The sequence below is a fragment of the Pseudomonas sp. TKO26 genome, assembly GCF_003225665.1.
GTDB lineage: Bacteria > Pseudomonadota > Gammaproteobacteria > Pseudomonadales > Pseudomonadaceae > Aquipseudomonas > Aquipseudomonas saponiphila.
In genome coordinates this window covers 121,036-146,722 of sequence record NZ_QKLN01000007.1, presented here as the reverse complement: position 1 = coordinate 146,722, position 25,687 = coordinate 121,036, and the positions used below count along the sequence as shown (strand labels likewise).

Annotated in this window: 26 protein-coding genes; 4 read left to right on the top strand and 22 right to left on the bottom strand. The window is 58.6% G+C overall.

Annotation, left to right across the window (positions count from 1 at the left end):
* Positions 1-17: 17 nt before the first annotated feature.
* From glmU to DNK59_RS12850, 17 genes are all read right to left on the bottom strand, one after another.
* Positions 18-1,385 carry a bifunctional UDP-N-acetylglucosamine diphosphorylase/glucosamine-1-phosphate N-acetyltransferase GlmU gene (glmU, locus tag DNK59_RS12930; protein WP_110723437.1) on the bottom strand — a complete coding sequence of 456 codons (1,368 nt, stop codon included), beginning with the start codon at positions 1,383-1,385 and terminating at the stop codon, positions 18-20.
* 116 nt (positions 1,386-1,501) lie between these two features.
* Positions 1,502-1,927 (bottom strand): F0F1 ATP synthase subunit epsilon, encoded by a 426-nt coding sequence (locus DNK59_RS12925; RefSeq protein ID WP_058438442.1) that lies wholly within the window; start codon positions 1,925-1,927, stop codon positions 1,502-1,504.
* A gap of 45 nt (positions 1,928-1,972) precedes the next feature.
* Positions 1,973-3,349, bottom strand: a complete 1,377-nt coding sequence (gene atpD / locus DNK59_RS12920; protein WP_007924510.1) for a F0F1 ATP synthase subunit beta — start codon at positions 3,347-3,349, stop codon at positions 1,973-1,975.
* Between the two features lie 27 nt (positions 3,350-3,376).
* Positions 3,377-4,237: a F0F1 ATP synthase subunit gamma gene (atpG, locus tag DNK59_RS12915; RefSeq protein WP_016964880.1), complete on the bottom strand. Its 861-nt coding sequence runs from the start codon at positions 4,235-4,237 to the stop codon at positions 3,377-3,379.
* A 50-nt stretch (positions 4,238-4,287) separates the two neighbouring features.
* Positions 4,288-5,832, bottom strand: a complete 1,545-nt coding sequence (gene atpA / locus DNK59_RS12910; protein WP_016964879.1) for a F0F1 ATP synthase subunit alpha — start codon at positions 5,830-5,832, stop codon at positions 4,288-4,290.
* 21 nt (positions 5,833-5,853) lie between these two features.
* On the bottom strand, positions 5,854-6,390 hold the full coding sequence (locus DNK59_RS12905) for a F0F1 ATP synthase subunit delta (protein ID WP_011064384.1): 537 nt from the start codon (positions 6,388-6,390) through the stop codon (positions 5,854-5,856).
* A gap of 12 nt (positions 6,391-6,402) precedes the next feature.
* Entirely contained in the window at positions 6,403-6,873 is a 471-nt protein-coding gene (locus tag DNK59_RS12900) for a F0F1 ATP synthase subunit B (protein ID WP_011064385.1), read from the bottom strand.
* Positions 6,874-6,930: 57 nt separating this feature from the next.
* On the bottom strand, positions 6,931-7,188 hold the full coding sequence (gene atpE / locus DNK59_RS12895) for a F0F1 ATP synthase subunit C (RefSeq protein ID WP_002555987.1): 258 nt from the start codon (positions 7,186-7,188) through the stop codon (positions 6,931-6,933).
* 132 nt (positions 7,189-7,320) lie between these two features.
* Complete coding sequence (gene atpB, locus DNK59_RS12890) at positions 7,321-8,193, bottom strand: F0F1 ATP synthase subunit A (RefSeq protein WP_110723436.1); 873 nt, start codon at positions 8,191-8,193, stop codon at positions 7,321-7,323.
* 16 nt (positions 8,194-8,209) lie between these two features.
* Positions 8,210-8,617 carry a F0F1 ATP synthase subunit I gene (locus DNK59_RS12885; protein ID WP_016964883.1) on the bottom strand — a complete coding sequence of 136 codons (408 nt, stop codon included), beginning with the start codon at positions 8,615-8,617 and terminating at the stop codon, positions 8,210-8,212.
* 148 nt (positions 8,618-8,765) lie between these two features.
* Positions 8,766-9,638, bottom strand: a complete 873-nt coding sequence (locus DNK59_RS12880; RefSeq protein ID WP_025132139.1) for a ParB/RepB/Spo0J family partition protein — start codon at positions 9,636-9,638, stop codon at positions 8,766-8,768.
* A 9-nt stretch (positions 9,639-9,647) separates the two neighbouring features.
* Positions 9,648-10,445, bottom strand: coding sequence for a ParA family protein (locus tag DNK59_RS12875; RefSeq protein WP_060841845.1), 798 nt, complete (start codon positions 10,443-10,445; stop codon positions 9,648-9,650).
* An 18-nt stretch (positions 10,446-10,463) separates the two neighbouring features.
* Positions 10,464-11,099 carry a 16S rRNA (guanine(527)-N(7))-methyltransferase RsmG gene (gene rsmG / locus DNK59_RS12870; protein WP_177431240.1) on the bottom strand — a complete coding sequence of 212 codons (636 nt, stop codon included), beginning with the start codon at positions 11,097-11,099 and terminating at the stop codon, positions 10,464-10,466.
* A 5-nt stretch (positions 11,100-11,104) separates the two neighbouring features.
* Entirely contained in the window at positions 11,105-12,997 is a 1,893-nt protein-coding gene (mnmG, locus tag DNK59_RS12865; RefSeq protein ID WP_060841847.1) for a tRNA uridine-5-carboxymethylaminomethyl(34) synthesis enzyme MnmG, read from the bottom strand.
* 534 nt (positions 12,998-13,531) lie between these two features.
* On the bottom strand, positions 13,532-13,840 hold the full coding sequence (locus DNK59_RS12860) for a hypothetical protein (protein ID WP_110723435.1): 309 nt from the start codon (positions 13,838-13,840) through the stop codon (positions 13,532-13,534).
* A gap of 100 nt (positions 13,841-13,940) precedes the next feature.
* Positions 13,941-14,765 (bottom strand): phytanoyl-CoA dioxygenase family protein, encoded by an 825-nt coding sequence (locus tag DNK59_RS12855; protein ID WP_110723518.1) that lies wholly within the window; start codon positions 14,763-14,765, stop codon positions 13,941-13,943.
* Between the two features lie 10 nt (positions 14,766-14,775).
* Complete coding sequence (locus tag DNK59_RS12850) at positions 14,776-16,182, bottom strand: amino acid permease (RefSeq protein ID WP_110723434.1); 1,407 nt, start codon at positions 16,180-16,182, stop codon at positions 14,776-14,778.
* Between the two features lie 292 nt (positions 16,183-16,474).
* Here DNK59_RS12850 and DNK59_RS12845 point away from each other — a divergent pair, with 292 nt between their 5' ends.
* Positions 16,475-17,308, top strand: coding sequence for a GyrI-like domain-containing protein (locus tag DNK59_RS12845; protein ID WP_110723433.1), 834 nt, complete (start codon positions 16,475-16,477; stop codon positions 17,306-17,308).
* 59 nt (positions 17,309-17,367) lie between these two features.
* Here the strand turns inward: DNK59_RS12845 and mnmE are convergent, their stop codons facing one another.
* From mnmE to rpmH, 5 genes are all read right to left on the bottom strand, one after another.
* Positions 17,368-18,738 carry a tRNA uridine-5-carboxymethylaminomethyl(34) synthesis GTPase MnmE gene (mnmE, locus tag DNK59_RS12840; RefSeq protein WP_110723432.1) on the bottom strand — a complete coding sequence of 457 codons (1,371 nt, stop codon included), beginning with the start codon at positions 18,736-18,738 and terminating at the stop codon, positions 17,368-17,370.
* A 79-nt stretch (positions 18,739-18,817) separates the two neighbouring features.
* Positions 18,818-20,518 (bottom strand): membrane protein insertase YidC, encoded by a 1,701-nt coding sequence (gene yidC, locus DNK59_RS12835; protein WP_092318027.1) that lies wholly within the window; start codon positions 20,516-20,518, stop codon positions 18,818-18,820.
* Between the two features lie 2 nt (positions 20,519-20,520).
* The gene (gene yidD, locus DNK59_RS12830) at positions 20,521-20,766 is read right to left on the bottom strand and encodes a membrane protein insertion efficiency factor YidD (protein WP_003213574.1); all 246 of its coding nucleotides are present in this window, start codon (positions 20,764-20,766) and stop codon (positions 20,521-20,523) included.
* On the bottom strand, positions 20,759-21,160 hold the full coding sequence (gene rnpA / locus DNK59_RS12825) for a ribonuclease P protein component (RefSeq protein ID WP_197662869.1): 402 nt from the start codon (positions 21,158-21,160) through the stop codon (positions 20,759-20,761). Before rnpA ends, yidD begins: the two co-directional genes overlap by 8 nt.
* Positions 21,161-21,176: 16 nt before the next feature.
* Complete coding sequence (rpmH, locus tag DNK59_RS12820; protein ID WP_003213577.1) at positions 21,177-21,311, bottom strand: 50S ribosomal protein L34; 135 nt, start codon at positions 21,309-21,311, stop codon at positions 21,177-21,179.
* A gap of 566 nt (positions 21,312-21,877) precedes the next feature.
* Between rpmH and dnaA the strand changes: the two genes are divergently transcribed.
* The 3 genes from dnaA to recF are packed head-to-tail and all read left to right on the top strand — an operon-like array spanning position 21,878 to position 25,685.
* Positions 21,878-23,419 carry a chromosomal replication initiator protein DnaA gene (gene dnaA / locus DNK59_RS12815; protein ID WP_110723431.1) on the top strand — a complete coding sequence of 514 codons (1,542 nt, stop codon included), beginning with the start codon at positions 21,878-21,880 and terminating at the stop codon, positions 23,417-23,419.
* 38 nt (positions 23,420-23,457) lie between these two features.
* Complete coding sequence (gene dnaN / locus DNK59_RS12810) at positions 23,458-24,561, top strand: DNA polymerase III subunit beta (protein ID WP_009046209.1); 1,104 nt, start codon at positions 23,458-23,460, stop codon at positions 24,559-24,561.
* Between the two features lie 20 nt (positions 24,562-24,581).
* Complete coding sequence (gene recF / locus DNK59_RS12805; RefSeq protein WP_016967086.1) at positions 24,582-25,685, top strand: DNA replication/repair protein RecF; 1,104 nt, start codon at positions 24,582-24,584, stop codon at positions 25,683-25,685.
* The last annotated feature ends 2 nt before the right edge of the window (positions 25,686-25,687 follow it).

Here is a 25,687-nt window from a genome sequence, read left to right as displayed (position 1 = left end):
CACGGTTGTGGATAACCTCAGTCCTTCTTGATCTTCTCCGGCCGCTTCCAGCCGTCGATGTTCTTCTGCCGCGCCCGACCCACCGCCAGCTGGGCTGGAGCCACATCCTGGGTGATGGTGGAACCGGCGGCGGTGGTGGCGCCGGACAAGATATCCACAGGCGCCACCAGGGAGTTGTTGGAGCCGATGAACACATCTTCGCCCATCACGGTCTTGTGCTTGTTCACCCCGTCGTAGTTGCAGGTGATGGTGCCGGCGCCGATGTTGGTGCGGGCGCCGATCACCGCGTCGCCCAGGTAGGTCAGGTGACCGGCCTTGGCGCCCTGCCCCAGGTGGGCATTCTTCAGTTCGACGAAGTTACCCACATGGGCACGGGCCTCCAGCACGGTGCCGGGGCGCAGGCGGGCGAACGGGCCGGCATCGCTGCCCTCGCCCATGACCGCGCCGTCGAGGTGGCTGTTGGCCTTGATCACCACGCCCTTGCGCAGGGTACTGTCCTTGATCACGCAATTGGGGCCGATCACCACGTCGTCCTCGATCACCACTCGGCCTTCGAGAATCACGTTGATGTCGATCAGCACGTCGCGGCCGACGGTGACTTCGCCACGCACGTCGAAACGTGCGGGGTCGCGCAGGGTCACGCCCTGGGCCATCAGCCGGCGCGCGGCGCGCAGCTGGTAGTGGCGCTCCAGCTCGGCCAGTTGCTTGCGGTCGTTGGCGCCCTGCACTTCCATGGCGTCGTCCGGCTGTTCAGTGGCAACAATCAGGCCATCGCTGACCGCCATGGCGATCACGTCGGTGAGGTAGTACTCGCCCTGGGCGTTGTTGTTGGACAGCCGGCCAGTCCAGTCGCCAAGGCGTTTGCCAGGCACCGCGAGAATCCCGGTGTTGCCTTCGGTGATCGCGCGCTGGGCCTCGTCGGCATCCTTCTGCTCGACGATGGCGGTGACCTTGCCACCGGCGTCACGAACGATGCGCCCGTAGCCGGTCGGGTCATCCAGCTCGACGGTGAGCAGGCCCAGTTGCTCCGGCCCCGCCTGCTTGAGCAGGCGCTGCAAGGTCTCGACTTCGATCAGCGGCACATCGCCGTAGAGGATCAGCACGGTGTCGGCCGTGATGAAAGGTACGGCCTGGGCGACGGCATGACCGGTGCCCAGCTGCTTGTCCTGCAATACGAAATTCAAATCATCGGCCGCCAGGCGCTCGCGCACCGCATCCGCTCCGTGGCCGATCACCACGTGAATGCGCTGTGGATCAAGTTGCCGGGCGCTGTGGATAACATGCCCGAGCATGGAGTTGCCGGCGACCGGGTGCAGCACCTTGGGCAGCGCCGAACGCATGCGAGTGCCTTGACCCGCGGCGAGGATAACGATTTCGAGAGACATGACTGGCTACCAATCCTGGGGGGTCGGCGACTGCGACCAAGGGGGGGTGAATGGCGGAAAATAAAAAGGGTAGCCGAGGCTACCCTTTTTAAGCAATCACACAGAAAGCCTGCGACTTAGCCGCCGAACTTCTTGCGGATCTGCTGGACGGTACGCAGCTGAGCTGCGGCCTCGGCCAGACGTGCAGCAGCAGAACCGTAGTCGAAATCTGCGCCTTTTTCATTCAGGGCCTTCTCAGCAGCCTTGACGGCTTCCTGAGCGGAGGCTTCGTCCAGGTCGGCAGCACGTTGCACGGTGTCGGCAAGAACCTTGACCATGTTCGGCTGAACCTCGAGGAAACCACCGGAGATGTAGAACACCTCGGTTTCCCCGCCCTGCTTGATCAAGCGGATCGGACCTGGCTTCAGGTTGGTGATCAGCGGTGCGTGACCCAGAGCGATACCAAGATCACCCAGTTCACCGTGCGCAACCACCATCTCCACCAGACCGGAGAAGATTTCCCCTTCCGCGCTGACGATATCGCAATGGACTGTCATAGCCATCTGCTTGCCTCAACCTAAATTAGCGCCCGTTGCCGGGCGCCGGGATTACAGTTTCTTGGCTTTCTCGATCGCTTCTTCGATGCCGCCGACCATGTAGAACGCTTGTTCTGGCAGGTGGTCGTAGTCACCGTTGAGGATGCCTTTGAAGCCAGCGATGGTGTCTTTCAGGGAAACGTATTTGCCTGGAGAACCAGTGAAGACTTCAGCCACGAAGAACGGCTGCGACAAGAAGCGCTGGATCTTACGAGCACGGGATACCAACTGCTTGTCGGCTTCCGACAGCTCGTCCATACCCAGGATCGCGATGATGTCCTTCAGCTCTTTGTAACGCTGCAGTACGTACTGAACGCCGCGAGCAGTCTCGTAGTGTTCGTTGCCGATCACGTTCGGGTCCAGCTGACGGGAAGTCGAGTCCAGTGGGTCTACCGCTGGGTAGATACCCAGGGAAGCGATGTCACGGGACAGAACGACGGTGGCGTCCAAGTGGGCGAAGGTGGTCGCTGGCGACGGGTCGGTCAAGTCGTCCGCAGGTACGTATACCGCTTGGATCGAAGTGATCGAGCCTTGCTTGGTCGAAGTGATACGTTCTTGCAGAACGCCCATCTCTTCAGCCAGGGTCGGCTGGTAGCCTACGGCCGAAGGCATACGGCCCAGCAGTGCGGATACTTCGGTACCGGCCAGGGTGTAACGGTAGATGTTGTCGACGAACAGCAGAACGTCGTTACCTTCGTCACGGAACTTCTCGGCCATGGTCAGGCCGGTCAGCGCTACGCGCAGACGGTTTCCTGGTGGCTCGTTCATCTGGCCGTAGACCAGAGCAACCTTGTCCAGAACGTTGGAATCCTTCATCTCGTGGTAGAAGTCGTTACCCTCACGAGTACGCTCACCCACACCGGCGAACACGGAATAACCGCTGTGCTCGATGGCGATGTTACGGATCAGTTCCATCATGTTTACGGTCTTGCCCACACCGGCACCACCGAACAGACCAACTTTACCGCCCTTGGCGAACGGGCAAACCAGGTCAATTACCTTGATCCCGGTTTCCAGCAGGTCGTTGCCGCCTGCCTGTTCTGCGAAGGAAGGAGCTGGACGGTGGATACCCCAACGCTCTTCTTCACCGATAGGACCGGCTTCGTCGATCGGGTTGCCCAGTACGTCCATGATCCGGCCCAGGGTCGCTTTACCGACCGGTACGGAGATGGCTGCGCCAGTGTTGTTGACGTCCAGACCGCGCTTCAAGCCTTCGGTGGAGCCCATCGCAATGGTACGCACCACGCCGTCGCCCAGCTGCTGCTGAACTTCCAGAGTGGTTTCGGCGCCTTGAACCTTCAAGGCGTCGTAGATGCTCGGTACGCTGTCGCGTGGAAATTCCACGTCGATAACGGCGCCGATGATTTGAACGATACGTCCGCTACTCATAGCTGGATCCTCTGAATATTTGAACCGTTAAACCGCGGCAGCGCCGCCGACGATTTCCGAGATCTCTTGGGTGATCGCAGCCTGACGCGCCTTGTTGTAGATCAGCTGCAAATCGCTGATCAAGTCACCGGCGTTGTCGGTAGCGTTCTTCATTGCGATCATCCGCGCGGCTTGTTCAGCTGCGTTGTTCTCGACCACCGCCTGGTAGACCTGCGACTCCACGTAACGGACCATCAAGCCGTCCAGCAGCTCCTTGGCGTCCGGTTCGTAGAGATAGTCCCAGTGGTGCTTGAGTTCTTGATCCGGGGTTGCCTCCAGTGGAATCAACTGCTCCACGGTCGGCTGCTGAGTCATGGTGTTGATGAACTTGTTGGATACCACGGACAGGCGGTCAATCCGGCCTTCCAGGTACGCATCCAGCATCACCTTGACGCTACCGATCAGATCGTTGATCGACGGCTCTTCACCCAGATGGCTGATAGCTGCAACGACGTTACCGCCGAAGTTGCGGAAGAAGGCCGCACCCTTGCTACCGACCACACACAGATCGATCTCGACGCCTTGTTCGCGGTTTACCGCCATGTCCTTGACCAGGGCCTTGAACAGGTTGGTGTTCAAGCCACCACACAGACCACGGTCACTGCTCACCACGATATAACCGACGCGCTTGATAGCACGGTCGATCATGAACGGGTGACGATATTCCGGGTTGGCGTTGGCCAGATGACCAATAACCTGGCGGATGCGCTCCGCATAAGGACGGCTAGCAGCCATGCGCATTTGTGCCTTGCGCATTTTGCTGACCGCCACTTTTTCCATGGCGCTGGTAATTTTTTGCGTGCTTTTGATGCTCGCAATCTTACTGCGAATCTCTTTTGCGCCTGCCATGTAACACCTATCAGGTTAGCAAGCGGGAGCCTTGCGGCTCCCGCTGCGGCTTACCAGGTTTGGGTGGCTTTGAACTTCTCGATACCGGCTTTCAGGCCAGCGTCGATTTCGTCGTTGAAGTCACCCTTCACGTTGATCTTCGCCATCAGGTCGGCGTGATCGCGGTTGAAGTAAGCAATCATGGCCTGTTCGAAGCTACCAACTTTGGCAATCTCGACGTCCGTCAGGAAGCCACGTTCAGCGGCGTACAGGGACAAGGACATGTCGGCGATGGACATCGGCGCATATTGCTTCTGCTTCATCAGCTCGGTAACGCGCTGACCATGCTCAAGTTGCTTACGGGTCGCTTCGTCCAGGTCAGAAGCGAACTGGGCGAATGCCGCCAGTTCACGGTACTGAGCCAGAGCGGTACGGATACCACCGGACAGCTTCTTGATGATCTTGGTCTGAGCGGCACCACCCACACGGGATACCGAAACACCGGCGTTCACAGCAGGACGGATCCCGGAGTTGAACATGGCCGATTCCAGGAAGATCTGACCGTCGGTGATGGAGATCACGTTGGTCGGAACGAACGCGGAAACGTCGCCAGCTTGGGTTTCGATGATCGGCAGAGCGGTCAGGGAACCGGTCTTGCCAGTCACTGCGCCGTTGGTGAACTTCTCTACGTACTCTTCGGAAACGCGGGAAGCGCGCTCCAGCAGACGGGAGTGGAGATAGAACACGTCACCTGGGTAGGCTTCACGGCCTGGTGGACGGCGCAGCAGCAGGGAAATCTGGCGGTAGGCCACTGCTTGCTTGGACAGATCGTCATAAACGATCAGCGCGTCTTCACCGCGGTCGCGGAAGTATTCGCCCATGGTGCAACCGGAGTACGGTGCCAGGAATTGCAGTGCTGCCGATTCCGAAGCACTGGCCGCCACGATGATGGTGTTGGCCAGGGCGCCGTTTTCTTCCAGCTTGCGCACAACGTTGGCGATGGTCGATTGCTTCTGACCGATCGCTACGTATACGCAGAAAATGCCGCTGTCTTTCTGGTTGATGATCGCGTCGATTGCCAGAGCGGTCTTACCGATCTGACGGTCACCGATGATCAGCTCACGCTGGCCACGGCCGACAGGGATCATGGCATCGACAGCCTTGTAGCCAGTCTGTACAGGCTGGTCTACCGACTTACGCCAGATCACGCCTGGAGCAACTTTCTCGACCGCGTCGGTCTCGGTGTTGTTCAGCGGACCTTTGCCGTCAACTGGGTTACCCAGTGCGTCGACTACGCGACCCAGCAGTTCCTTACCAACCGGAACTTCGAGGATGCGGCCGGTGCACTTGGCGCTCATGCCTTCAGCCAGAGTGGTGTACGCGCCCAGTACTACGGCACCTACAGAGTCTTGCTCAAGGTTGAGGGCCATACCGTAGACGCCGCCCGGAAACTCGATCATCTCGCCGTACATGACGTCGGCCAGACCGTGAATCCGCACGATGCCGTCAGATACGCTGACGACAGTGCCTTCGTTACGGGCTTGGGAGGTCACATCGAGCTTGTCGATGCGGCCCTTGATAATTTCACTTATTTCGGAAGGATTGAGTTGCTGCATTGCTCTGCTGCCCCTTCAAACTCAAGATTTCAATGCTTCGGCAAGGTTCGCGAGTTTGCCGCGAATCGAGCCATCGATAACCAGGTCGCCGGCGCGGATTACGACACCACCAATAAGGCTGGCATCCTCCGCAGCGTGCAGTCGCACTTCCCGGCCGAGCCGTGCACTGAGAACCTTGGCGAGTTTGTCTTGCTGTTCTTGGTTCAATGCGAACGCACTGGTCACATCCACATCCACCGATTTCTCTTGCTCGGCCTTGTACAGGTCGAACAGAGCGGAGATCTCCGGCAACAGCAGGAGACGGTCGTTTTCGGCGGCAACGTGAATGAAATTCTGTGCCTGTGCATCAAACTTGTCGCCACACACTTCGATAAAAGTGCTGGCCTTTTCTGCGCTCGTCAGTCGCGGGGCCTTAAGCACGCGCTGCATGGTGTCATCTTGTGACACCGCTGCAGCCAGGCCGAGCATGGCTGACCAAGAGGCCAGCTGCTGGTGGGCCTGAGCGTGCTCGAAGGCCGCCTTAGCGTAAGGTCGGGCCAACGTGGTCAGTTCTGCCATGATCGCCCTCGCTTAAATTTCAGCAGCCAGTTTGTTAACCAGCTCTGCGTGCGCGTTTTGATCGATTGTGGCACCCAGGATCTTCTCTGCGCCGTTGACTGCCAGGCTGCCCAGTTGGGCACGCAGCGCGTCTTTGACACCGTTCAGTTCCTGTTCGATCTCGGCCTGAGCCTGAGCCTTCACGCGTTCAGCTTCGACACGAGCCTGTTCACGGGCTTCGTCGACGATCTGAGAACCGCGCTTCTTGGCTTGCTCGATGATTTCAGCTGCCTGAGCTTTAGCTTCGCGCAGTTGCTGACCCGCTTTATCTTGGGCCAGTTCCAGGTCACGAGCTGCTCGGCTGGCAGCGTCCAGTCCATCCGCGATCTTCTTTTGACGTTCGTGCAAAGCAGCAATGACCGGAGGCCAAATGAACTTCATGCAGAACAATACAAAAATTAAGAACGCAACGGACTGGCCAATCAGGGTTGCATTAATGTTCACGCCAACACCTCGCTCGTTCGTTGTCCGTCACACCAATCAACTCGAATACTCGAGTGATTAGCCAGCGAGTTGACCAACGAAGGGGTTTGCGAAGGTGAAGAACAGAGCGATACCAACACCGATCATGGTTACGGCGTCGAGCAGACCGGCAACGATGAACATCTTAACTTGCAGCATTGGAACCATTTCTGGTTGACGCGCAGCGCCTTCCAGGAACTTGCCGCCCAGCAGGCCGAAACCAATTGCGGTACCCAGTGCGCCCAGGCCGATCAACAGTGCAACAGCGATAGCGGTTAGACCAACTACAGTTTCCATCTTTCCTCCCGACTTTTACGTCGTATGGTTTAGGTTTTTTAGATTAAAGCGGTAAAACAAATCGTTTCATTGACCCGAGACGGGCCCCCTCTCGCCGCAACGAGAGGGACATCAGACTGGTCGAAACCGGTCTTAATGGTTCTCTTCGTGTGCCATCGACAGGTAGACGATGGTCAGCATCATGAAGATAAAGGCCTGCAAGGTGATGATCAGGATGTGGAACACAGCCCACGCCCATTGCAGAACCACACCCATGCCGCTGAGCCACAGCAGGCCGCTGCCGAACATCACAGCGATCAGGATGAACACCAGTTCGCCGGCATACATGTTGCCGAACAGACGCAGTGCCAGAGAGATAGGCTTGGCGACCAGGGTCACGAACTCCAGCAGGAAGTTCACCGGAATCAGCAGCGCCTGAACCAGGATGTTCTTGCTGCCGAACGGGTGCAGGGTCAGTTCGCCGATGAAACCGCCGATGCCCTTGACCTTGATGCTGTAGAAAATGATCAGCGCGAACACCGACAGGGCCATGCCCAGGGTGGCGTTCGGGTCAGTGGTGGAAACAGCACGGAATGGAATGTGCGGATCGCCCGAGATCAACATGGCCAGTTGTGGAATCCAGTCCACCGGTACCAGGTCGATGGCGTTCATCAGGAACACCCAGACGAAAATGGTCAATGCCAGCGGTGCAATCACCGGGCTGCGACCGTGGAAACTGTCCTTCACGCTGCCATCGACGAAGCCAACCATGACTTCAACGAAGTTCTGCAAAGCGCCCGGCACGCCGGAAGTCGCCTTCTTGGCCGCCATGCGGAACAGAAGAATGAAGATCACACCCAGTGCGACAGACCAGCCGAGGGTATCGACGTGGAATGCCCAGAAGCCCATTTGCTTGGCTTCTGCTGCGGAGTGGGCAAAGCCCCAGCTCCCATTGGGTAGCTGACCGAAGGTCAGGTTCTGCAAGTGGTGCTGGATATAGCCCGAAGCGGTTGTTTCTGCTGACATGGTTGCCTCAAACGCCCTAAGGTCTCGAAAGTCTTGTTCTCATTAGCAGGGGAGCGAACCAGCTGACCAATTGGGTCAGCACGAAGACGCCGAATACAGCCAGCGGCGCCAATGGCTTCACACCTGCGAACGTCAGTGCAAACAGCACAGCCGTCAAAATCAGTTTGCCCGCCTCACCGGCATAAAAAGACCGGACGATGGCTTGGGCCGCTCGGGCGCCGGAAAACCGAAATGCCCTGTGAGCGAAATACACATTGGGTAGCAAGGCTATCAGTCCTCCGCAAAGGCCTGAGTATCCGGCTACGACTCCACGCCATTGCCAGAGCGCCAGAGCGGCTATCAGTAGAATGACCAACTGAGCCAGTAAAACCGGAAAAACCGCCAAGCGATGAAACGGCAAGCGGTTTGGCGTGCGGGTTTCCATCGCTCTTGCTCCTCAAGGGTCGGCTGCCAGAATTCAATAACTTGGCATAATTTGTGCCGACAAAATGCGCGCAGAGTATAGGGGCGGTTCAGCCCCTATTCAACTGCCGGGTAGTGATTTCCGACTGCACGCTACATAAGGAAATGTTTCAGCGGATGTGGGCAAGGACGCCTTGCAGCTCGTCCAGGGAGTTGTAGCCGATCACCAACTGTCCCTTGCCCTTCTTTCCGTGGCGGATCTGCACCGCAGAGCCTAGGCGCTCGGCCAAGCGTTGCTCGAGACGGGCGATGTCCGGGTCTGGCTTGACCGGTTCAGCAGGCTCCTGTTTGCCACTCAGCCACTGGCGAACCAGGGCCTCGGTCTGGCGTACGGTGAGGCCGCGTGCGACAACGTGTCGCGCCCCTTCAACCTGTTGATTTTCCGGCAATCCGAGCAAGGCACGGGCATGCCCCATTTCCAGGTCGCCGTGGGACAGCATGGTCTTGATCACCTCAGGCAAGGCAATCAGGCGCAGCAGGTTGGCCACGCTGACGCGGGACTTGCCCACCGCTTCGGCGACCTGTTGCTGAGTCAGCTGGAACTCCTGCTGCAGGCGCTGCAGGGCCACGGCTTCCTCGATGGGATTGAGGTCTTCGCGCTGGATGTTCTCGATCAACGCCATGGCGATGGCGGTTTCATCCGGCACATCGCGAACCATCGCCGGGATGGTTTCCTGGCCAGCCTGCTGACTGGCACGCCAGCGGCGTTCGCCGGCAATGATCTCGAAACGCCCCCCACCGATAGGGCGCACCACGATCGGTTGCATCACGCCCTGGGTCTTGATGGAGTTCGCCAGTTCTTCCAGCGCCTGAGGGTCCATGTCCCGGCGCGGCTGGTACTTGCCACGCTGGATCAGGTCCAGGGGCAGGTGCTGCAGCTCGCGCTGGTCGGCCTGCACCGCTTGTTCTTCAAGGGCACTGACAGTCGGACCACTCAACAGTGCATCCAGTCCACGTCCGAGACCACGTTTCTTGACGGCCATGGGGATTCCTTAAGTTGGCTGGGCGGCTGCGGCGCGGGATTGTTTACGTTGCCGGCGAACCATCTCGCCCGCCAGGGCCAGATAGGCCAGCGCGCCACGGGATTGTTTGTCGTACGCCAATGCCGGCATGCCGTAGCTCGGCGCCTCGGCCAAACGGATGTTGCGCGGAATCACGGTGTCGTACAGCTGATCACCGAAGTGTTCCTTGAGCTGTGCGGAAACATCGTTCATCAGGCTCAGCCGAGGATCGAACATGGTCCGCAACAAGCCTTCGATCTTGAGTTGCGGGTTGAGCAGTTCAGCGATGCGCTTGATGTTATCCACAAGGTCGCTCAAGCCTTCCAGCGCGTAGTACTCGCACTGCATGGGGATAATGACCCCATCGGCGGCCACCAGCGCATTGAGGGTGAGCATCGACAGCGACGGCGGGCAGTCGATCAGAATGTAGTCGTAGTTCTCGCGGATCGGCGCCAGGGCGCTGCGCAGACGGCTTTCCTTCATCTGCATTTCCAGCAGAACCACTTCCGCGGCGGTCAGGTCGCGGTTGGCCGGCAGCAGTTGATAACCGCCGTGCTCGGAGAAGTGCATGGCCTGGGCCAGATCGCATTCGCCGATCAGCAGGTCATAGACCGAGTTTTCCAAACCATGTTTATCCACACCGCTACCCATGGTGGCGTTGCCCTGTGGATCAAGATCGATCAACAGCACCCGGCGCTTGGTCGCGACCAGGGATGCTGCGAGGTTGATGCAGGTGGTGGTCTTGCCCACACCACCTTTCTGGTTCGCAATCGCGAATACCTTAGCCATTCTTGCTTGTGTTCCCAATCATGCCGTGCGGCGCAGTATCAGCAGATGGCGTTGGCCTTGGCAACCGGGTACGGCCAAGGCGTGTTCGCTATCGAGGTGGAAGTCTGCCGGCAATGCTAACAGCTCATCCGAGGGATGGACGCCCTTCATTGCCAGCCAGCGTGTATCGCGGTCGCCCAGGTGGCGGGTCCAGTTGGTGAAGTTCTCCATGCTGCTGAATGCCCGGGAAATGATCCCGTTGAATGGCAGTTCAGGAGTGAAGGCTTCAACCCGGCTGTGGATAACTTGCAGGTTATCCAGCTTGAGTTCGAGTTTGACCTGAGTCAGGAAGCGGGTTTTCTTGCCGTTGCTGTCCAGACAGGTGACTTGCGACTCAGGAAACAGGATCGCCAGAGGGATACCAGGCATCCCGCCGCCGCTACCGACGTCCAGCCAGCGACCGTTCTCGATGAACGACATCACGCTCAGGCTATCGAGCAGATGGCGGGAAACCATTTCGTCGGGATCGCGCACCGCGGTCAGGTTGTAGGCCTTGTTCCACTTGATCAACAGGGCCAGGTAACCCAGCAGCAGGTCGTGCTGGGTTGCGCTCAGATTGACACCGAGCTGGCGTGCACCTGTGGATAACTCGTCCGCATGTTGTGGGGTGACCATAGAACTCAAGCGCTTTGCTCCAACTGACGGCCGGCGCCGCGTTTCTTCAGGTGAATCATCAACAGGGAAATGGCCGCCGGGGTTACGCCCGGAATCCGCGACGCCTGGCCCAGGGTTTCGGGACGGGTCGCGCCGAGCTTGCTCTGGATTTCCTTCGACAGTCCGGAAATGCCGGTGTAATCGATATCCACAGGCAGTTTGGTGTCTTCACTGGCACGCAGACGGGCAATTTCGTCCTGCTGACGATCGATGTAGCCGGCGTACTTGGTCTTGATCTCGACCTGTTCGGCGACTTGTGGATCTTCAGCGCCCTGCCCGGTCACTTCGACCAGACCAGCGTAGTCGATTTCCGGACGGCTCAGCAGATTCAACAGGTTGTACTCATGGGTCAGCGGCGTGCCGAATTTCTGGGCGATCGCATCGCCCTGTTCGGTGCCCGGACGGACCCAAGTGGACTTCAGGCGTTGCTCTTCCTGGGCAATGCCTTCGCGTTTCTTGCAGAACGCCGCCCAGCGCACGTCATCCACCAGCCCCAGTTCGCGCCCCTTTTCGGTCAGGCGCAGATCGGCGTTGTCTTCCCGCAGAATCAGGCGGTATTCGGCCCGTGACGTGAACATCCGGTACGGTTCCTGGGTCCCCAGGGTAATCAGGTCGTCTACCAGCACACCGATATAGGCCTCATCGCGACGCGGGCACCAGCTGTCTTTGCCCTTGGCGCGCAAGGCGGCGTTGGCCCCGGCCAGCAGACCTTGGGCGCCGGCCTCTTCGTAACCGGTGGTGCCATTGATCTGGCCGGCGAAGAACAGACCGCCGATCACCTTGGTTTCCAGGCTGTACTTGAGGTCGCGAGGATCGAAGTAGTCGTACTCGATGGCGTAGCCGGGACGCACGATATGGGCATTTTCCATGCCGCGGATCGATTGCACGATCTGCAGCTGCACGTCGAACGGCAGGGATGTGGATATCCCGTTCGGGTACAGCTCATGGGTGGTCAGGCCTTCAGGTTCGATAAACACCTGATGGCTTTCCTTGTCGGCAAAGCGATGGATCTTGTCTTCGATCGACGGGCAGTAACGCGGCCCAATGCCTTCGATCACCCCGGAATACATCGGTGAACGATCGAGGTTCGAGGCGATGATCTCGTGGGTGCGGGCATTGGTGTGGGTAATCCAGCAACTGACCTGTTGCGGATGCTGTTCTTTGGAACCCAGGAACGACATCACCGGAATGGGTGTATCCCCAGGTTGCTCGGTCATGACCGAGAAATCCACAGAACGGCCATCGATGCGTGGCGGAGTACCGGTTTTCAGGCGGCCGACCCGCAGTGGCAACTCCCGCAGACGTTGTGCGAGAGCGATCGAGGGTGGATCACCTGCACGACCGCCAGAGTAGTTCTGCATGCCAATGTGGATAAGTCCGCCGAGAAAGGTGCCGGTGGTCAGCACCACCGATTCGGCGAAGAACCGCAGTCCCATCTGGGTGACCACGCCCCGCACCTGATCCTGTTCCACGATCAAGTCATCAGCGGCTTGTTGAAATATCCACAGGTTGGGCTGGTTCTCGAGAATCTCGCGTACCGCGGCCTTGTATAGAACGCGGTCGGCCTGGGCGCGGGTAGCACGCACGGCTGGGCCTTTGCGGCTATTCAATACACGAAACTGAATACCACCTTTATCGGTCGCCATGGCCATCGCGCCGCCGAGGGCATCGATCTCCTTGACCAGATGGCTTTTGCCAATGCCGCCGATCGCGGGATTGCAACTCATGGCACCGAGGGTTTCCACGTTATGCGTCAGCAACAGGGTTTTTGCCCCCATGCGTGCTGATGCAAGTGCTGCCTCGGTACCGGCATGACCGCCGCCGATGACGATCACTTCAAAACGGGAAGGGAAATCCACCACGCACCTCGTGCCTGCTTCAAGTAGGAGTAATTAGGAGTAGTTGTCGGGTTGGTTTTTGGACCAAGGCGGCAAGTATAGGGACTTAGCCCTTCCTAAAGAACCCTTTGCACAAAATTTAACCAGCTGTGGATGACTGACGGACAATAGAAATTAAAAGAGAGAAATTTATTAAATCCTTGTTTTTATGTTTATTCTTATACACATGTCTTTCTGTGGATAAATCTCTACAGCCCTTTATATTCAATGTGTACAGAGGTTTTAAACTCTGTGATTAGGTAGCCAGGAGGCCCTTGGATAAGCGGTTTAAACCTGTGGATGAATGGGGTGGTTATCCACAGAGGTGGTTTTCCTCAGTTTTGAGGCCCGGTTATCAACTGAGCTGAAGGGCAGTTATTCACAGGGCTTAATCCACAGAAAAAAGCCGTGCCCGGGATAATCCGGGGACACGACTCTGGCTTGCAGCGCATTCAGTGGTTATCAGAGAGAGAGGAAACAGACAGGCCGCAGGAGCCTGTCTGTGGATAAGCAGTATTACTCGGGCTGTTTGACCAAGCGCCCCTGGACCCACCAACTCAGCCCCAGCAGCACAACCACCAGCAGTGCCCAATACTGCTTGGTGCTGTTTGGCGTCGCTTCGCTCACCGGCGCAGCTGCTTCTCTATCAGCGGACACCGGCTCCGCTGTCGCTATTCCAGCATTGAGAGGGGCAACTTCAGCTTCCGCGGAGACAGACGTGGCCACCTGCTCTGGCGCTGGTGCCTGATTCGAAGAAAGCTGAGCCCAGGTGCCTTGGCAGACAAGGCTCAGACCGAGTACCGCAAGATAGCTAAAAAAGCGCATAAACACCTTCCATCCATTTGAGGCTGCGATCGCGCATGCTGGTCGGGCTCTGGTTGTATGCCTATCAGCTGATTCCGATTCTGCCGCGGACCACAAGTGCCTAAAACCGGGGCTGCTCCGTCCACAGGCAAGGAAAGAGTTCATGTTCCATTGGCGCCCCAGCCGGCAGTTGCGAGGCCAGGCCTGGAAACTCCGGAGACGTCCGCCAGGGCCTGGGGGCATGCCGCATATCTTCCCCCAGAAAGCGCAGGGAGAAGGCGCGCCGTCGCCTATCTCCACCGACGCCACCGGCTGCATGCAAGGTCAGCATGTGGAAAAACACCGCATCCCCGGGCTGCAGATCCCAGCCAAGAATGTTCCATGCGTCTCGATCGGCCTCGATATCCGGAAGATCCGCGAGGCTGCCTTCGGGGAACCATTTGGCCTGGTTGTCCAGGAAGGTACGGGGCATCAGCCAGGGCCCCAGGTGCGAACCGGCGACAAACTCCAGGGTCGACTCTCGCGCAACCGGATCCACAGGCATCCACATGCTGCAGTTCTGTCGCCCCTCGACGTTGTAGTAAGGCTGGTCCTGATGCCAGGGAGTGCGCTGCCGGGTATTGGGCTCCTTGACCAGCAGATGGTCGTGATACAACCTAACCTGTGCACAACCCATCAACTGCGCGGCTACATGGCCGACCCGGCTATCGAAGATAAAGCGTCGATAATCAGGGTTCTCCTGCCAGTTGCAGAAGTCCTCGAAAAACCAGCCGGGATCGTCGGGCAGGCTGGCGACCTTGGCCCGCTCACTGGGTTGCGCCAGATTGTGTTCGATACCCTGCTCCAGCAGCGCCACTTCATCTGCGCTGAACAACTGGCGAATGCACACCGCTCCATCACGCTGAAAGGCTTCTACAGTGGCGGGCGGCAACTCGAATGTTCGCATGGACATATCCCTATTCATGAGTTTCAAGACCGGGCTCGGTCACAACCCCGTGTACAGCGGCCGGTCTGATCCAGATCCAGTAGGCCAGAGACAGCAGTGCCAGCCAGCCCACTCCCACATACAGTGCCAGGCGTGTGTCGGCAAAAGCCCCCAGCACGGCAAAGATGAACAGCATGAAAACCACGGCGCAGGCCTGGCCGGCAATTCCCAGGGGCACCGGAAACTGCAGCTCGTGGACTTCCCGAGTTGTCAGGCCACGACGCATGGCGATCTGCGACAGCAAGATCATCAGCCAGACCCACACCACGGAAAACGTCACCAGGGAAGCAAAGACCAGGAACAGTCGCTCCGGCACCCAGTAATTGAGAAGCACGCCCAGCAGCAGCGCCAGCGACATCACCAGCACCGTCATCCAGGGCACGCCGAAGCGTGAGGTTCTGGCAAACACCGCCGGTGCCTGGCCGATGGCGGCCATGCCGTACATCATGCGGCCGGCACTGAAGATATCGCTGTTGATGGCCGACACCACGGCCGAAATCACCACGATGTTCAGCACCGTGGCCGCCGAATCTATCCCCAGGCTGCTGAAGATCTGCACAAACGGGCTGCCATGGCTGCCTATGCTCGACCAGGGAGCCAGCGTCAACAGAATCAGCAAGGTGAAAACATAGAAGATCAGGATCCGCAGTGGCACCGAGTTGATGGCCTTGGGAATCATGCGTTGCGGATCCTTGGCCTCGCCGGCAGTGATGCCTATAACTTCGATTCCGCCAAAAGCGAACATGACAATGGTGAAGGAGGCGATCATGCCCTCGACGCCATTCGGGAAAAAACCGCCGTATTCCCAGAGATTGCCCAGCCCCCCACGGCTTTGTTCGTCTCCGAGCTGGATGCCGAAGAACAGCAAGGTAAAGCCGCCGACGATCATGGCCACGATGGCGCCAACCTTGAGCATCGACAGCCAGAACTCCAGCTCGCCGAATACTCGGACGCTGCACAGGTTCAAGGCGCCGATCCCCAGGACGATGCTCAGTACCCATATCCACCTGGGGGTTTCGGGAAACCACAGGCCCATGTAGACGCCAAAGGCGGTGACGTCCGCCAGGCACACCATGAGCATCGAAAAGGCGTAGCTCCAGCCGGTCAGGAACCCCGGGAAACGCCCCAGGTAGGTGCTGGCGTATTGTCCGAAGGAGCCGGAAACCGGTGTCCTCACCGCCATTTCCCCCAGCGCGCGCATGGTCAGGTAGATGGCCGCACCGCCAATCAGGTACGCCAGCAGAACCGCAGGGCCGGCCCGTTGGATCGCCGCCGCTGAACCGTAGAACAGGCCCGTGCCTATGGCAGAACCCAATGCAATGAAGCGGATATGCCGGGTACTCAAGCCACGGTGCAATGCAGAATTCGCGCTAGCCATTTCTATTCCTTGAATGCCGGACTGTTTCTTCAGGTGTACAAACCTGTCCATCCACCAGGATGCAAATCAGGTACCACTTGGGAAAACCAATAAAAAGCCGCGAAAAACCTGATTTTTCGGGAAAAACAAGGAGAAATGGCCCTTCTTCGAAAGAGGGTTGTTACTCAAGACCGCAGCTTTATCAGCTGTCGTGCGGGAGGGGGGTAAAGGTAACGTCGCTCTCCCCTGGGCCGGTAAAAATCGCAAAATCTGCAAATCTGCCGTCGCTACAGTGGAGTGCCAAGGAGCCCTTATGAAACCTGCAACCCGAATCCATTACGGCCAGCGCATGGAGCCGGTGCTGCATTGGCTGGCAAGCCATCCACACAGCGATCCGGACCTGTACCACCTGGCGGACCTGGCCTGTATGTCGGCTTACCACTTTCACCGCATTTACCGCGCGATGATGGGAGAAACGCTGAATGCCACGGTGCAACGGATGCGCATGCATCTGGCTGCCGCGGCACTGGCAGGTACGCAAGAGGACCTGGCCGAGGTGGCCTTGCGTGCCGGGTATGAATCGGGAGCTACCTTCAACCGGGCATTCTCTGGCGTTTTCGGGGTGCCACCAGGGCGGTATCGCGCAACCCGTTCCTGTCCTTTCGACCCAAAGGAGTCAAATATGTACCCCATTACCATTGAACATTTCCCTGGCGTTGTCCTGGCGGCATTGCCTCATCAGGGTTCCTATCAGGAAATCGGTCCGGTGTTCACCCGTGTTTTCATGCTGGCTGCCAGCCAGGGGCTCATGCACCCGACCGCCTGCGGGTTTGGTGTGTACTTCAATGACCCCGAGCAGGTTCCGACCGAACAGTTGCGTTCCCTGGCCGGAGTCTCGGTCGCGCCTGATGCGGATCTGGGTGAAAAGCTGGAAAGGTTCGAAATCCCTCAAGGGCGCTACGCAATGCTGAATTACGTTGGCCCCTACAACGAGATGGGCAAAGCCTATGCCTGGATGTTCTCCGAGTGGCTGCCCGAGAGTGGCCTGACGCCGGGGAATTTTCCGATGTTTGAACAGTATGTAAACGATCCGCGCTCCACCCCGCCTGCACAGCTGCAGACACGAATCTACCTGTCAGTGGAGTAAAACCGAGCGCTACCGGCAGGGCTGTGGATAACCTTTGCCGGAGCCCATCGGGGGCGAATCTACTTGCCGATACAGAAACTGGAGAAGATCCGCCCCAGCAGATCATCGGAACTGAAAGCCCCGGTAATTTCCCCCAGGGACTGCTGGGCCTGGCGCAGATCCTCGGCCAGCAGTTCGCCGGCACCGGCCAGGGTCAGCTGGGCACGGCCATGCTCCAGCGCGGCACTGGCGTAGCGCAGGGCCTCGAGGTGTCGGCGGCGGGCACTGAAGCTGCTTTCCGAGGTCTGTTCATAACCCATGCAAGCCTTGAGATGCTCACGCAGCAAATCCAGGCCGACGCCCGCGGACATCGCACTGAGGCTGATGGTTACGTGGCCATCATCACAGGTTTCCAGGGCAATGGGCTCGCCGGTCAAGTCGGCCTTGTTGCGAATCAGCGTAACCTTGGCCGGATCCGGCCGCTGTTGCAGGAATTCGGGCCACAAAGCGAAAGGATCCGCGGCCTCGGCTGCAGTGGCATCCACCACCAGCAACACCCGATCCGCTTCACCGATGGCTTTGAGTGCCCGTTCGACACCGATCTTTTCCACCTGGTCTTCGGTATTTCGTAGCCCGGCGGTGTCCACCACGTGCAACGGCATGCCATCGATGTGGATATGTTCCTTGAGGATGTCCCGGGTGGTGCCGGCGATATCGGTGACGATTGCCGCCTCGCGCCCGGCCAGGGCGTTGAGCAGGCTGGATTTGCCGGCATTGGGACGACCGGCGATCACCACGGTCATGCCATCACGCAGCAAGGCACCCTGCCCGGCTTCACGCAGTACTGTGGATAACTCATCGCGCACTGCATCGAGCATGCTGAGGACATGACCATCGGCGAGGAAGTCGATTTCTTCCTCGGGAAAATCAATCGCCGCTTCGACGTAGATCCGCAGGGCGATCAGTTGCTCGGTCAAGTTATGCACACGCTGGGAGAACGCCCCCTGCAATGAACGCAAGGCGTTGCGCGCAGCCTGTGCCGAGCTGGCTTCGATCAGGTCGGCAATGGCTTCGGCCTGTGCCAGGTCCAGTTTGTCATTGAGGAACGCACGTTCACTGAATTCCCCCGGCCGGGCCAGGCGGCAGCCCAGTTCCAGGCAACGCTGCAGCAGCATGTCGAGAACAATTGGCCCGCCGTGGCCCTGAAGTTCCAGTACATCTTCCCCAGTGAAGGAGTTCGGACCCGGGAAATACAGGGCGATGCCTTCGTCCAGGACCTCAGCCTGCGCACTGAGAAATGGCCCGTAATGGGCAAAACGCGGCTTCAGTTCGCGACCACTGATGGCCTTGGCCGCCGCGCCCGCCAGGGGCCCGGAAATCCGTACGATGCCCACGCCGCCGCGCCCTTGGGCGGTGGCGATGGCGGCGATGGTTTCACGAGGGACATTCATAACCCGACATCCAGACAAAAGTGACAGATAGCAAAACGCCCCACTAGGGGGCGTCTTGTGTGGTTATCCACAGCGTAGGTCAGGCAGCCGCTTTCTTGGTGGCCGCTTCGATCTTACGAGTGATGTACCACTGTTGAGCGATCGACAGGCAGTTGTTCACTACCCAGTACAGCACCAGACCGGCCGGGAACCACAGGAAGAAGAAGGTGAAGATGATTGGCATCATTTTCATCACCTTGGCCTGCATCGGATCCGGAGGCGTCGGGTTCAACTGCTGCTGGATGAACATGGTGGCGCCCATGATGATCGGCAGGATGAAGAACGGATCCTTGATCGACAGGTCGGTAATCCACAGCATGAACGGCGCCTGGCGCATTTCCACGCTTTCCAGGAGAACCCAGTACAAGGACAGGAAGACCGGCATCTGCACCAGGATCGGCAAGCAGCCGCCCAGCGGATTGATCTTCTCTTTCTTGTACAGCTCCATCATCGCCTGGGACATTTTCTGACGATCGTCGCCGAATTTTTCCTTCAGCGCGGCCAGTTTCGGAGCTACGGCACGCATACGCGCCATCGATTTGTAGCTGGCAGCCGACAGTGGGAAGAAGATCCCCTTGATCAGCATGGTCAGGAAGATGATCGACCAACCCCAGTTACCCACCAGGCTGTGGATATGTTGCAGCAGCCAGAAGATCGGCTGGGCGATGAACCACAGGAAGCCGTAGTCGACGGTCAGTTCCAGACCTGGGGACAACTCTTTCAGCACGGCCTGGCTTTTCGGACCAGCGTACAGAGTGGCGCTGGTTTCGGCCTTGGCACCTGGAGCGACGGTCATCGAAGGGCCGGTGTAGCCGATGATGTAGTTGCCCTTGCTGTCCTTGCGCGCCAGAACCTGATTGTTTTCGCCTTTTGGCGGAATCCAGGCGGTCACGAAGTAGTGTTGCAGCCAGGCTACCCAGCCACCCTGAACGTTTTCAGTGATTGGGGCCTTGGTTTTATCCTCGTTCACCTTGTCCATGTCTTTCATGGACACTTTTTTGTACGGCTCGGAACTTGTCCACAGGGCTGCGCCCAGGTAAGTCGCAGTGCCGGTGGCGGTGCTGGAGGATGGATCGGAACTGGCGTCACGCTTGAGCTGGGCAAACATTGCACCGGTCCAAGGTTGTGCGCTTTCGTTGTCGATCAGGTAGGAAACGGTAATGTCATACAGGCCACGTTTCAGGGTGAAACGCTTGATGTAGTGGACGCCGTCCTTGCTGAACTTCAGGTCGACCACCAGTTGGTCCTGACCGTCAGCCAGTTGATAACTTTTCTTTTCCGAGGAGTAGATCGGACGACCAGCCGGGCTTGCGTCCGGGCCATTGCTGCCAATCAGGCCGCTTTGTGCCAGGTAAGTCCGCTCATTGCCGTTATCGAACAACTGGAACGGGATTTCCGGGTGGTCTTGACGACGTGGATACAGTGGCAAACGCAGTTGCGCGATATCCCCACCTTGTGGATCGACAGCCAGGTCGAGCACATCCGTTTTGATCTGAATGAGATCTTTGCTTGCAGCAACGGGCGCTTCAGCCGGTGCAGTGGTGTCGCTTGCTGCGCGCGGAATGTCGTCGTTGGCAGCGGAAGTGCCATTTGGCGTGTCCGGCAAGCCCGGAGTGGTCGTGCTGGAAGCAACATTCTGAGTCGGCAGGGCAGCCTGGCCATAATCCTGGTTCCATTTAAGAACCATGACATAGGACACGATTGCCAGGGCGACGATCAGGATCGTGCGTTTGATATCCATGATTACTCGGCCATCGAAGAAGAACGGGAGGTAGGGATAGGTGGAACCGGGTCATAACCACCGGGATTCCACGGATGACAGCGACCTAAACGACGAAAGGTCAGCCAGCCACCGCGCAGAAGGCCATGATTTTCGATGGCTTCTAACGCGTAGCAGGAACAACTGGGGTAGAAACGACAGTGATTGGCCATCAGAGGACTAATGGCATAGCGGTAAAACTGGATCGGAACGAGTGCCAGTTTACGCATCGGGACTGTCTACCCCTACAGTTTCGGATTTGACTGCTGGTTCCGGCTTGTTGCGTGCCAGACGTTTCCAGAGTTTGCCGAAATGCTGAATCAATTCGGGGTTTTCTACATCGCCCAAACCTTTGCGCGCGACGATAACGATATCCCATCCGACCAGTGAATCCTGGTGGAGACGAAACGATTCGCGCATCAGACGCTTGAGGCGATTGCGCTCAACGGAGAGCTTTACGCTCTTTTTCCCGATCACGAGCCCCAGACGGGGATGATCCAGGTCGTTGTTGCGCGCAAGGAGCAGGAGATTTTTCCCCGGAACCTTGCCGGTAGGGGAGTCAAAGACCGCCTTGAAGTGCCGGGGTGTAAGCAGACGCTTTTCCCGACTGAAGTCCTGACTCACCTCCAGTGCCGGATTATCAAACTGCCAGACGCGCACGACCTTTGGCGCGACGACGCGACAGGACGGCACGACCGTTCTTGGTAGCCATGCGAGCACGGAAACCGTGGGTACGAGCGCGTTTGATAGTGCTTGGTTGGAAAGTACGTTTCATGTCGTGTTACCTGGTTCGTCCACAACGGGCCGGAATGGCCCCCGTTTTAAGAGATCGGCGATTCTAGAGAAAGCAAGCCTCTAGGTCAATTTCCAACCAGCTTTTCCTTTATCTATGTATGTCCGGGGACGGGGTTGTGAGCCAGGGTCAGGTAGATATAAAAATAAAGAAGGAAAGTATTTAAAGCTTTTCTGTAAAGCTTATAAAGGCTAGGGACGACGCCTTCTGTGGATAACTGGCTTTAGCCCTTCTATTCCGTACTGTACAGAGAATGACAACACGGTTGAGAAACGGTGTCCTCCCTGTGCTGCGCTATCGGAAAACCTGTGCGTGGAACGAGCAGTTATCCACAGGCGACTTACCCACAGCGTTTCGACCCGAGTTGTGCAACGACCTCAAGCGGGGTTATCCACAGAGCTTATGCACATACCGCTGGTCGTGTTTATTCGGGGTAAGACGTTGATTCTTAGTGTCCTGAGGGCACGCTACATGTGGATAAGTGGGCGGCTGATCGCTACAATGGCCGCTTGTTTTTGCCTCACCGGCTTTCAACTTAGGGGATATCCGTGTCAGTGGAACTTTGGCAGCAGTGCGTGGAGCTTCTGCGTGATGAGCTGCCTGCCCAGCAATTCAACACTTGGATCCGTCCGCTACAGGTCGAAGCCGAAGGCGACGAGTTGCGTGTTTACGCACCGAATCGTTTTGTTCTCGATTGGGTCAACGAAAAGTACCTGGGGCGCGTGCTCGAGCTGCTGGATGAACACGGCAACGGCAGTGCGCCGGTTCTTTCCTTATTAATAGGCAGCAAACGCAGTTCGGCGCCTCGCGCTGCACCTAATGCGCCACTGGCCGCCGCAGCCTCGCAAGCGCTGCAAGCGGCAGCGGCCAATGCCACCCCGGCGGCGGCTCCTGCGCCAACTCCGGCACCCACTTCCGCTCCGGCCAAGAAAACCGCGGCGCAGAAGAGTGCCGAAGTCAGCGAAGAACCCTCTCGTGACAGCTTCGACCCGATGGCGGGCGCCAGCTCGCAGCAGGCACCGGTACGCGCCGAGCAGCGTACTGTCCAGGTAGAAGGCGCGCTCAAGCACACCAGCTATCTGAACCGCACCTTCACCTTTGAGAATTTTGTCGAGGGCAAGTCCAACCAGCTGGCCCGCGCGGCGGCCTGGCAGGTGGCGGACAACCCCAAGCATGGCTACAACCCGCTGTTCCTGTATGGCGGCGTCGGTTTGGGTAAGACCCACTTGATGCACGCCGTGGGTAACCACCTGTTGAAGAAGAACCCGAATGCCAAGGTCGTGTACCTGCATTCCGAGCGCTTCGTGGCAGACATGGTCAAGGCGTTGCAGCTCAATGCCATCAACGAATTCAAGCGCTTCTACCGTTCGGTCGATGCGCTGCTGATCGATGACATTCAGTTCTTCGCCCGCAAGGAGCGTTCCCAGGAAGAGTTTTTCCACACCTTCAACGCCCTCCTTGAAGGCGGCCAGCAGGTGATCCTCACCAGCGACCGCTATCCCAAGGAGATCGAGGGCCTGGAAGAGCGCCTCAAGTCGCGCTTCGGCTGGGGCCTGACGGTGGCGGTCGAGCCTCCGGAACTGGAAACCCGGGTGGCGATCCTGATGAAGAAGGCCGACCAGGCCAAGGTCGAACTGCCCCACGACGCGGCGTTCTTCATTGCCCAGCGGATTCGCTCCAACGTCCGTGAACTGGAAGGCGCGCTCAAGCGGGTCATTGCTCACTCGCACTTCATGGGCCGCGACATCACCATCGAGCTGATTCGCGAGTCCCTGAAGGACCTGTTGGCCCTGCAGGACAAACTGGTGTCTGTGGATAACATCCAGCGCACCGTCGCCGAGTACTACAAGATCAAGATTTCCGATCTGCTGTCCAAGCGACGTTCGCGTTCGGTGGCCCGTCCGCGTCAGGTGGCCATGGCCCTGTCCAAGGAACTGACCAACCACAGCCTGCCGGAAATCGGCGATGTGTTCGGCGGCCGCGACCACACCACCGTGCTGCACGCCTGCCGCAAGATCAATGAACTTAAGGAATCCGACGCGGACATCCGCGAGGACTACAAGAACCTGCTGCGTACTCTGACCACTTGATGACTCCAACGCAGCTTATTAAGGCAAGGGACTAGACCATGCATTTCACCATTCAACGCGAAGCCCTGTTGAAACCTCTGCAACTGGTCGCCGGCGTCGTCGAACGTCGTCAGACCTTGCCGGTGCTTTCCAACGTGCTGCTGGTTGTCGAAGGCCAGCAACTGTCGCTGACCGGTACCGACCTGGAAGTCGAACTGGTCGGTCGTGTACAACTTGAAGAGCCGGCCGAACCGGGGGAAATCACCGTTCCCGCGCGCAAGCTGATGGACATCTGCAAGAGCCTGCCCAACGATGCGCTGATCGACATCAAGGTCGATGAGCAGAAGCTGGTGGTGAAGGCCGGGCGTAGCCGCTTCACCCTGTCGACCCTGCCGGCCAACGATTTCCCGACTGTGGAAGAAGGCCCGGGCTCGCTGACCTGCCAGTTGGAGCAGAGCAAGCTGCGTCGCCTGATCGAGCGCACCAGCTTCGCCATGGCTCAGCAGGACGTGCGCTACTACCTCAACGGCATGTTGCTGGAGGTTTCCGCCGGGATCATTCGCGCCGTGGCCACCGACGGTCACCGTCTGGCGATGTGCTCGATGCAGGCCGACATCGGCCAGCCGGATCGTCACCAGGTGATCGTGCCGCGTAAAGGCATCCTGGAACTGGCGCGCCTGCTCACCGAGCCGGACGGCAACGTCAGCATCGTCCTGGGGCAGCACCACATCCGCGCCACCACCGGCGAGTTCACCTTCACCTCCAAACTGGTGGACGGCAAGTTCCCGGACTACGAGCGCGTGCTGCCAAAAGGTGGCGACAAGCTGGTATTGGGCGACCGTCAGGCCCTGCGTGAAGCCTTCAGCCGTACCGCGATCCTGTCCAACGAGAAATATCGCGGCATCCGTCTGCAACTGGCCAATGGTCAGCTGAAGATCCAGGCCAACAACCCTGAGCAGGAAGAAGCGGAAGAAGAAGTAGGCGTGGAATACAACGGCGGCTCGCTGGAAATCGGCTTCAACGTCAGCTACCTGCTGGACGTACTGGGCGTGATGACCACCGAACAGGTTCGCCTGATCCTGTCCGACTCCAACAGCAGTGCGCTGGTGCAGGAATCCGACAACGACGACTCGGCTTACGTTGTCATGCCGATGCGCCTGTAATCATGCTCAGCAGAAGCTAGATGTCCCTCAGTCGCGTCTCGGTCACCGCGGTGCGCAATCTGCACCCGGTGACCTTCTCCCCCTCTCCTCGCATCAACCTTCTCTACGGCGCCAACGGCAGTGGCAAGACCAGCGTGCTGGAAGCCATTCATCTGCTAGGGCTTGCCCGCTCGTTCCGCAGCACCCGCCTGTTACCGGTGATCCAGTATGAGCAACTGGCCTGCACGGTATTTGGCCAGGTGGAGTTGGCTGAGGGAGGACACAGCAATCTGGGGATATCCCGGGATCGCCAGGGGGAGTTCCAGATCCGCATCGACGGGCAGAATGCCCGCAGCGCCGCTCAGCTGGCGGAAATCCTGCCGCTGCAGCTGATCAACCCGGACAGCTTTCGCCTGCTCGAAGGCGCTCCCAAGATCCGCCGGCAGTTCCTGGACTGGGGCGTGTTCCATGTGGAACCGCGCTTCATGTCCACCTGGCAGCGCCTGCAGAAGGCCCTGCGGCAGCGGAACTCATGGCTGCGGCATGGTACACTTGACGCCGCTTCGCAAGCGGCCTGGGACCGGGAACTGTGTCAGGCCAGCGCTGAAATCGATGAATACCGCCGCGCTTACATCAAAGCCTTGAAACCAGTCTTTGAGCGGACCTTGGGCGAACTGCTGCAGCTCGAGGGCCTGACGCTTAGCTATTACCGTGGTTGGGACAAGGACCGAGAGCTCAGTGAAGTACTCGCGACCGCCCTGCACCGTGATCAGCAAATGGGTCATACCCAGGCCGGTCCACAACGTGCTGATCTGCGTCTGCGCTTAGGCGGACACAACGCCGCGGACATCTTGTCCCGTGGCCAGCAGAAGTTGGTGGTCTGTGCCTTGCGCATTGCCCAGGGGCATCTGGTGAGCCAGGCCCGTCGCGGTCAGTGTATTTATCTAGTGGATGACTTGCCGTCCGAGTTGGACGAGCAGCACCGCCGCGCACTTTGTCGCTTGCTGGAAGACTTACGCTGCCAGGTGTTCATCACCTGTGTAGACCACGAATTATTGAGGGAAGGCTGGCAGACGGAAACGCCAGTCGCCTTGTTCCACGTGGAACAAGGCCGTATCACCCAGACCCACGACCATCGGGAGTGAAG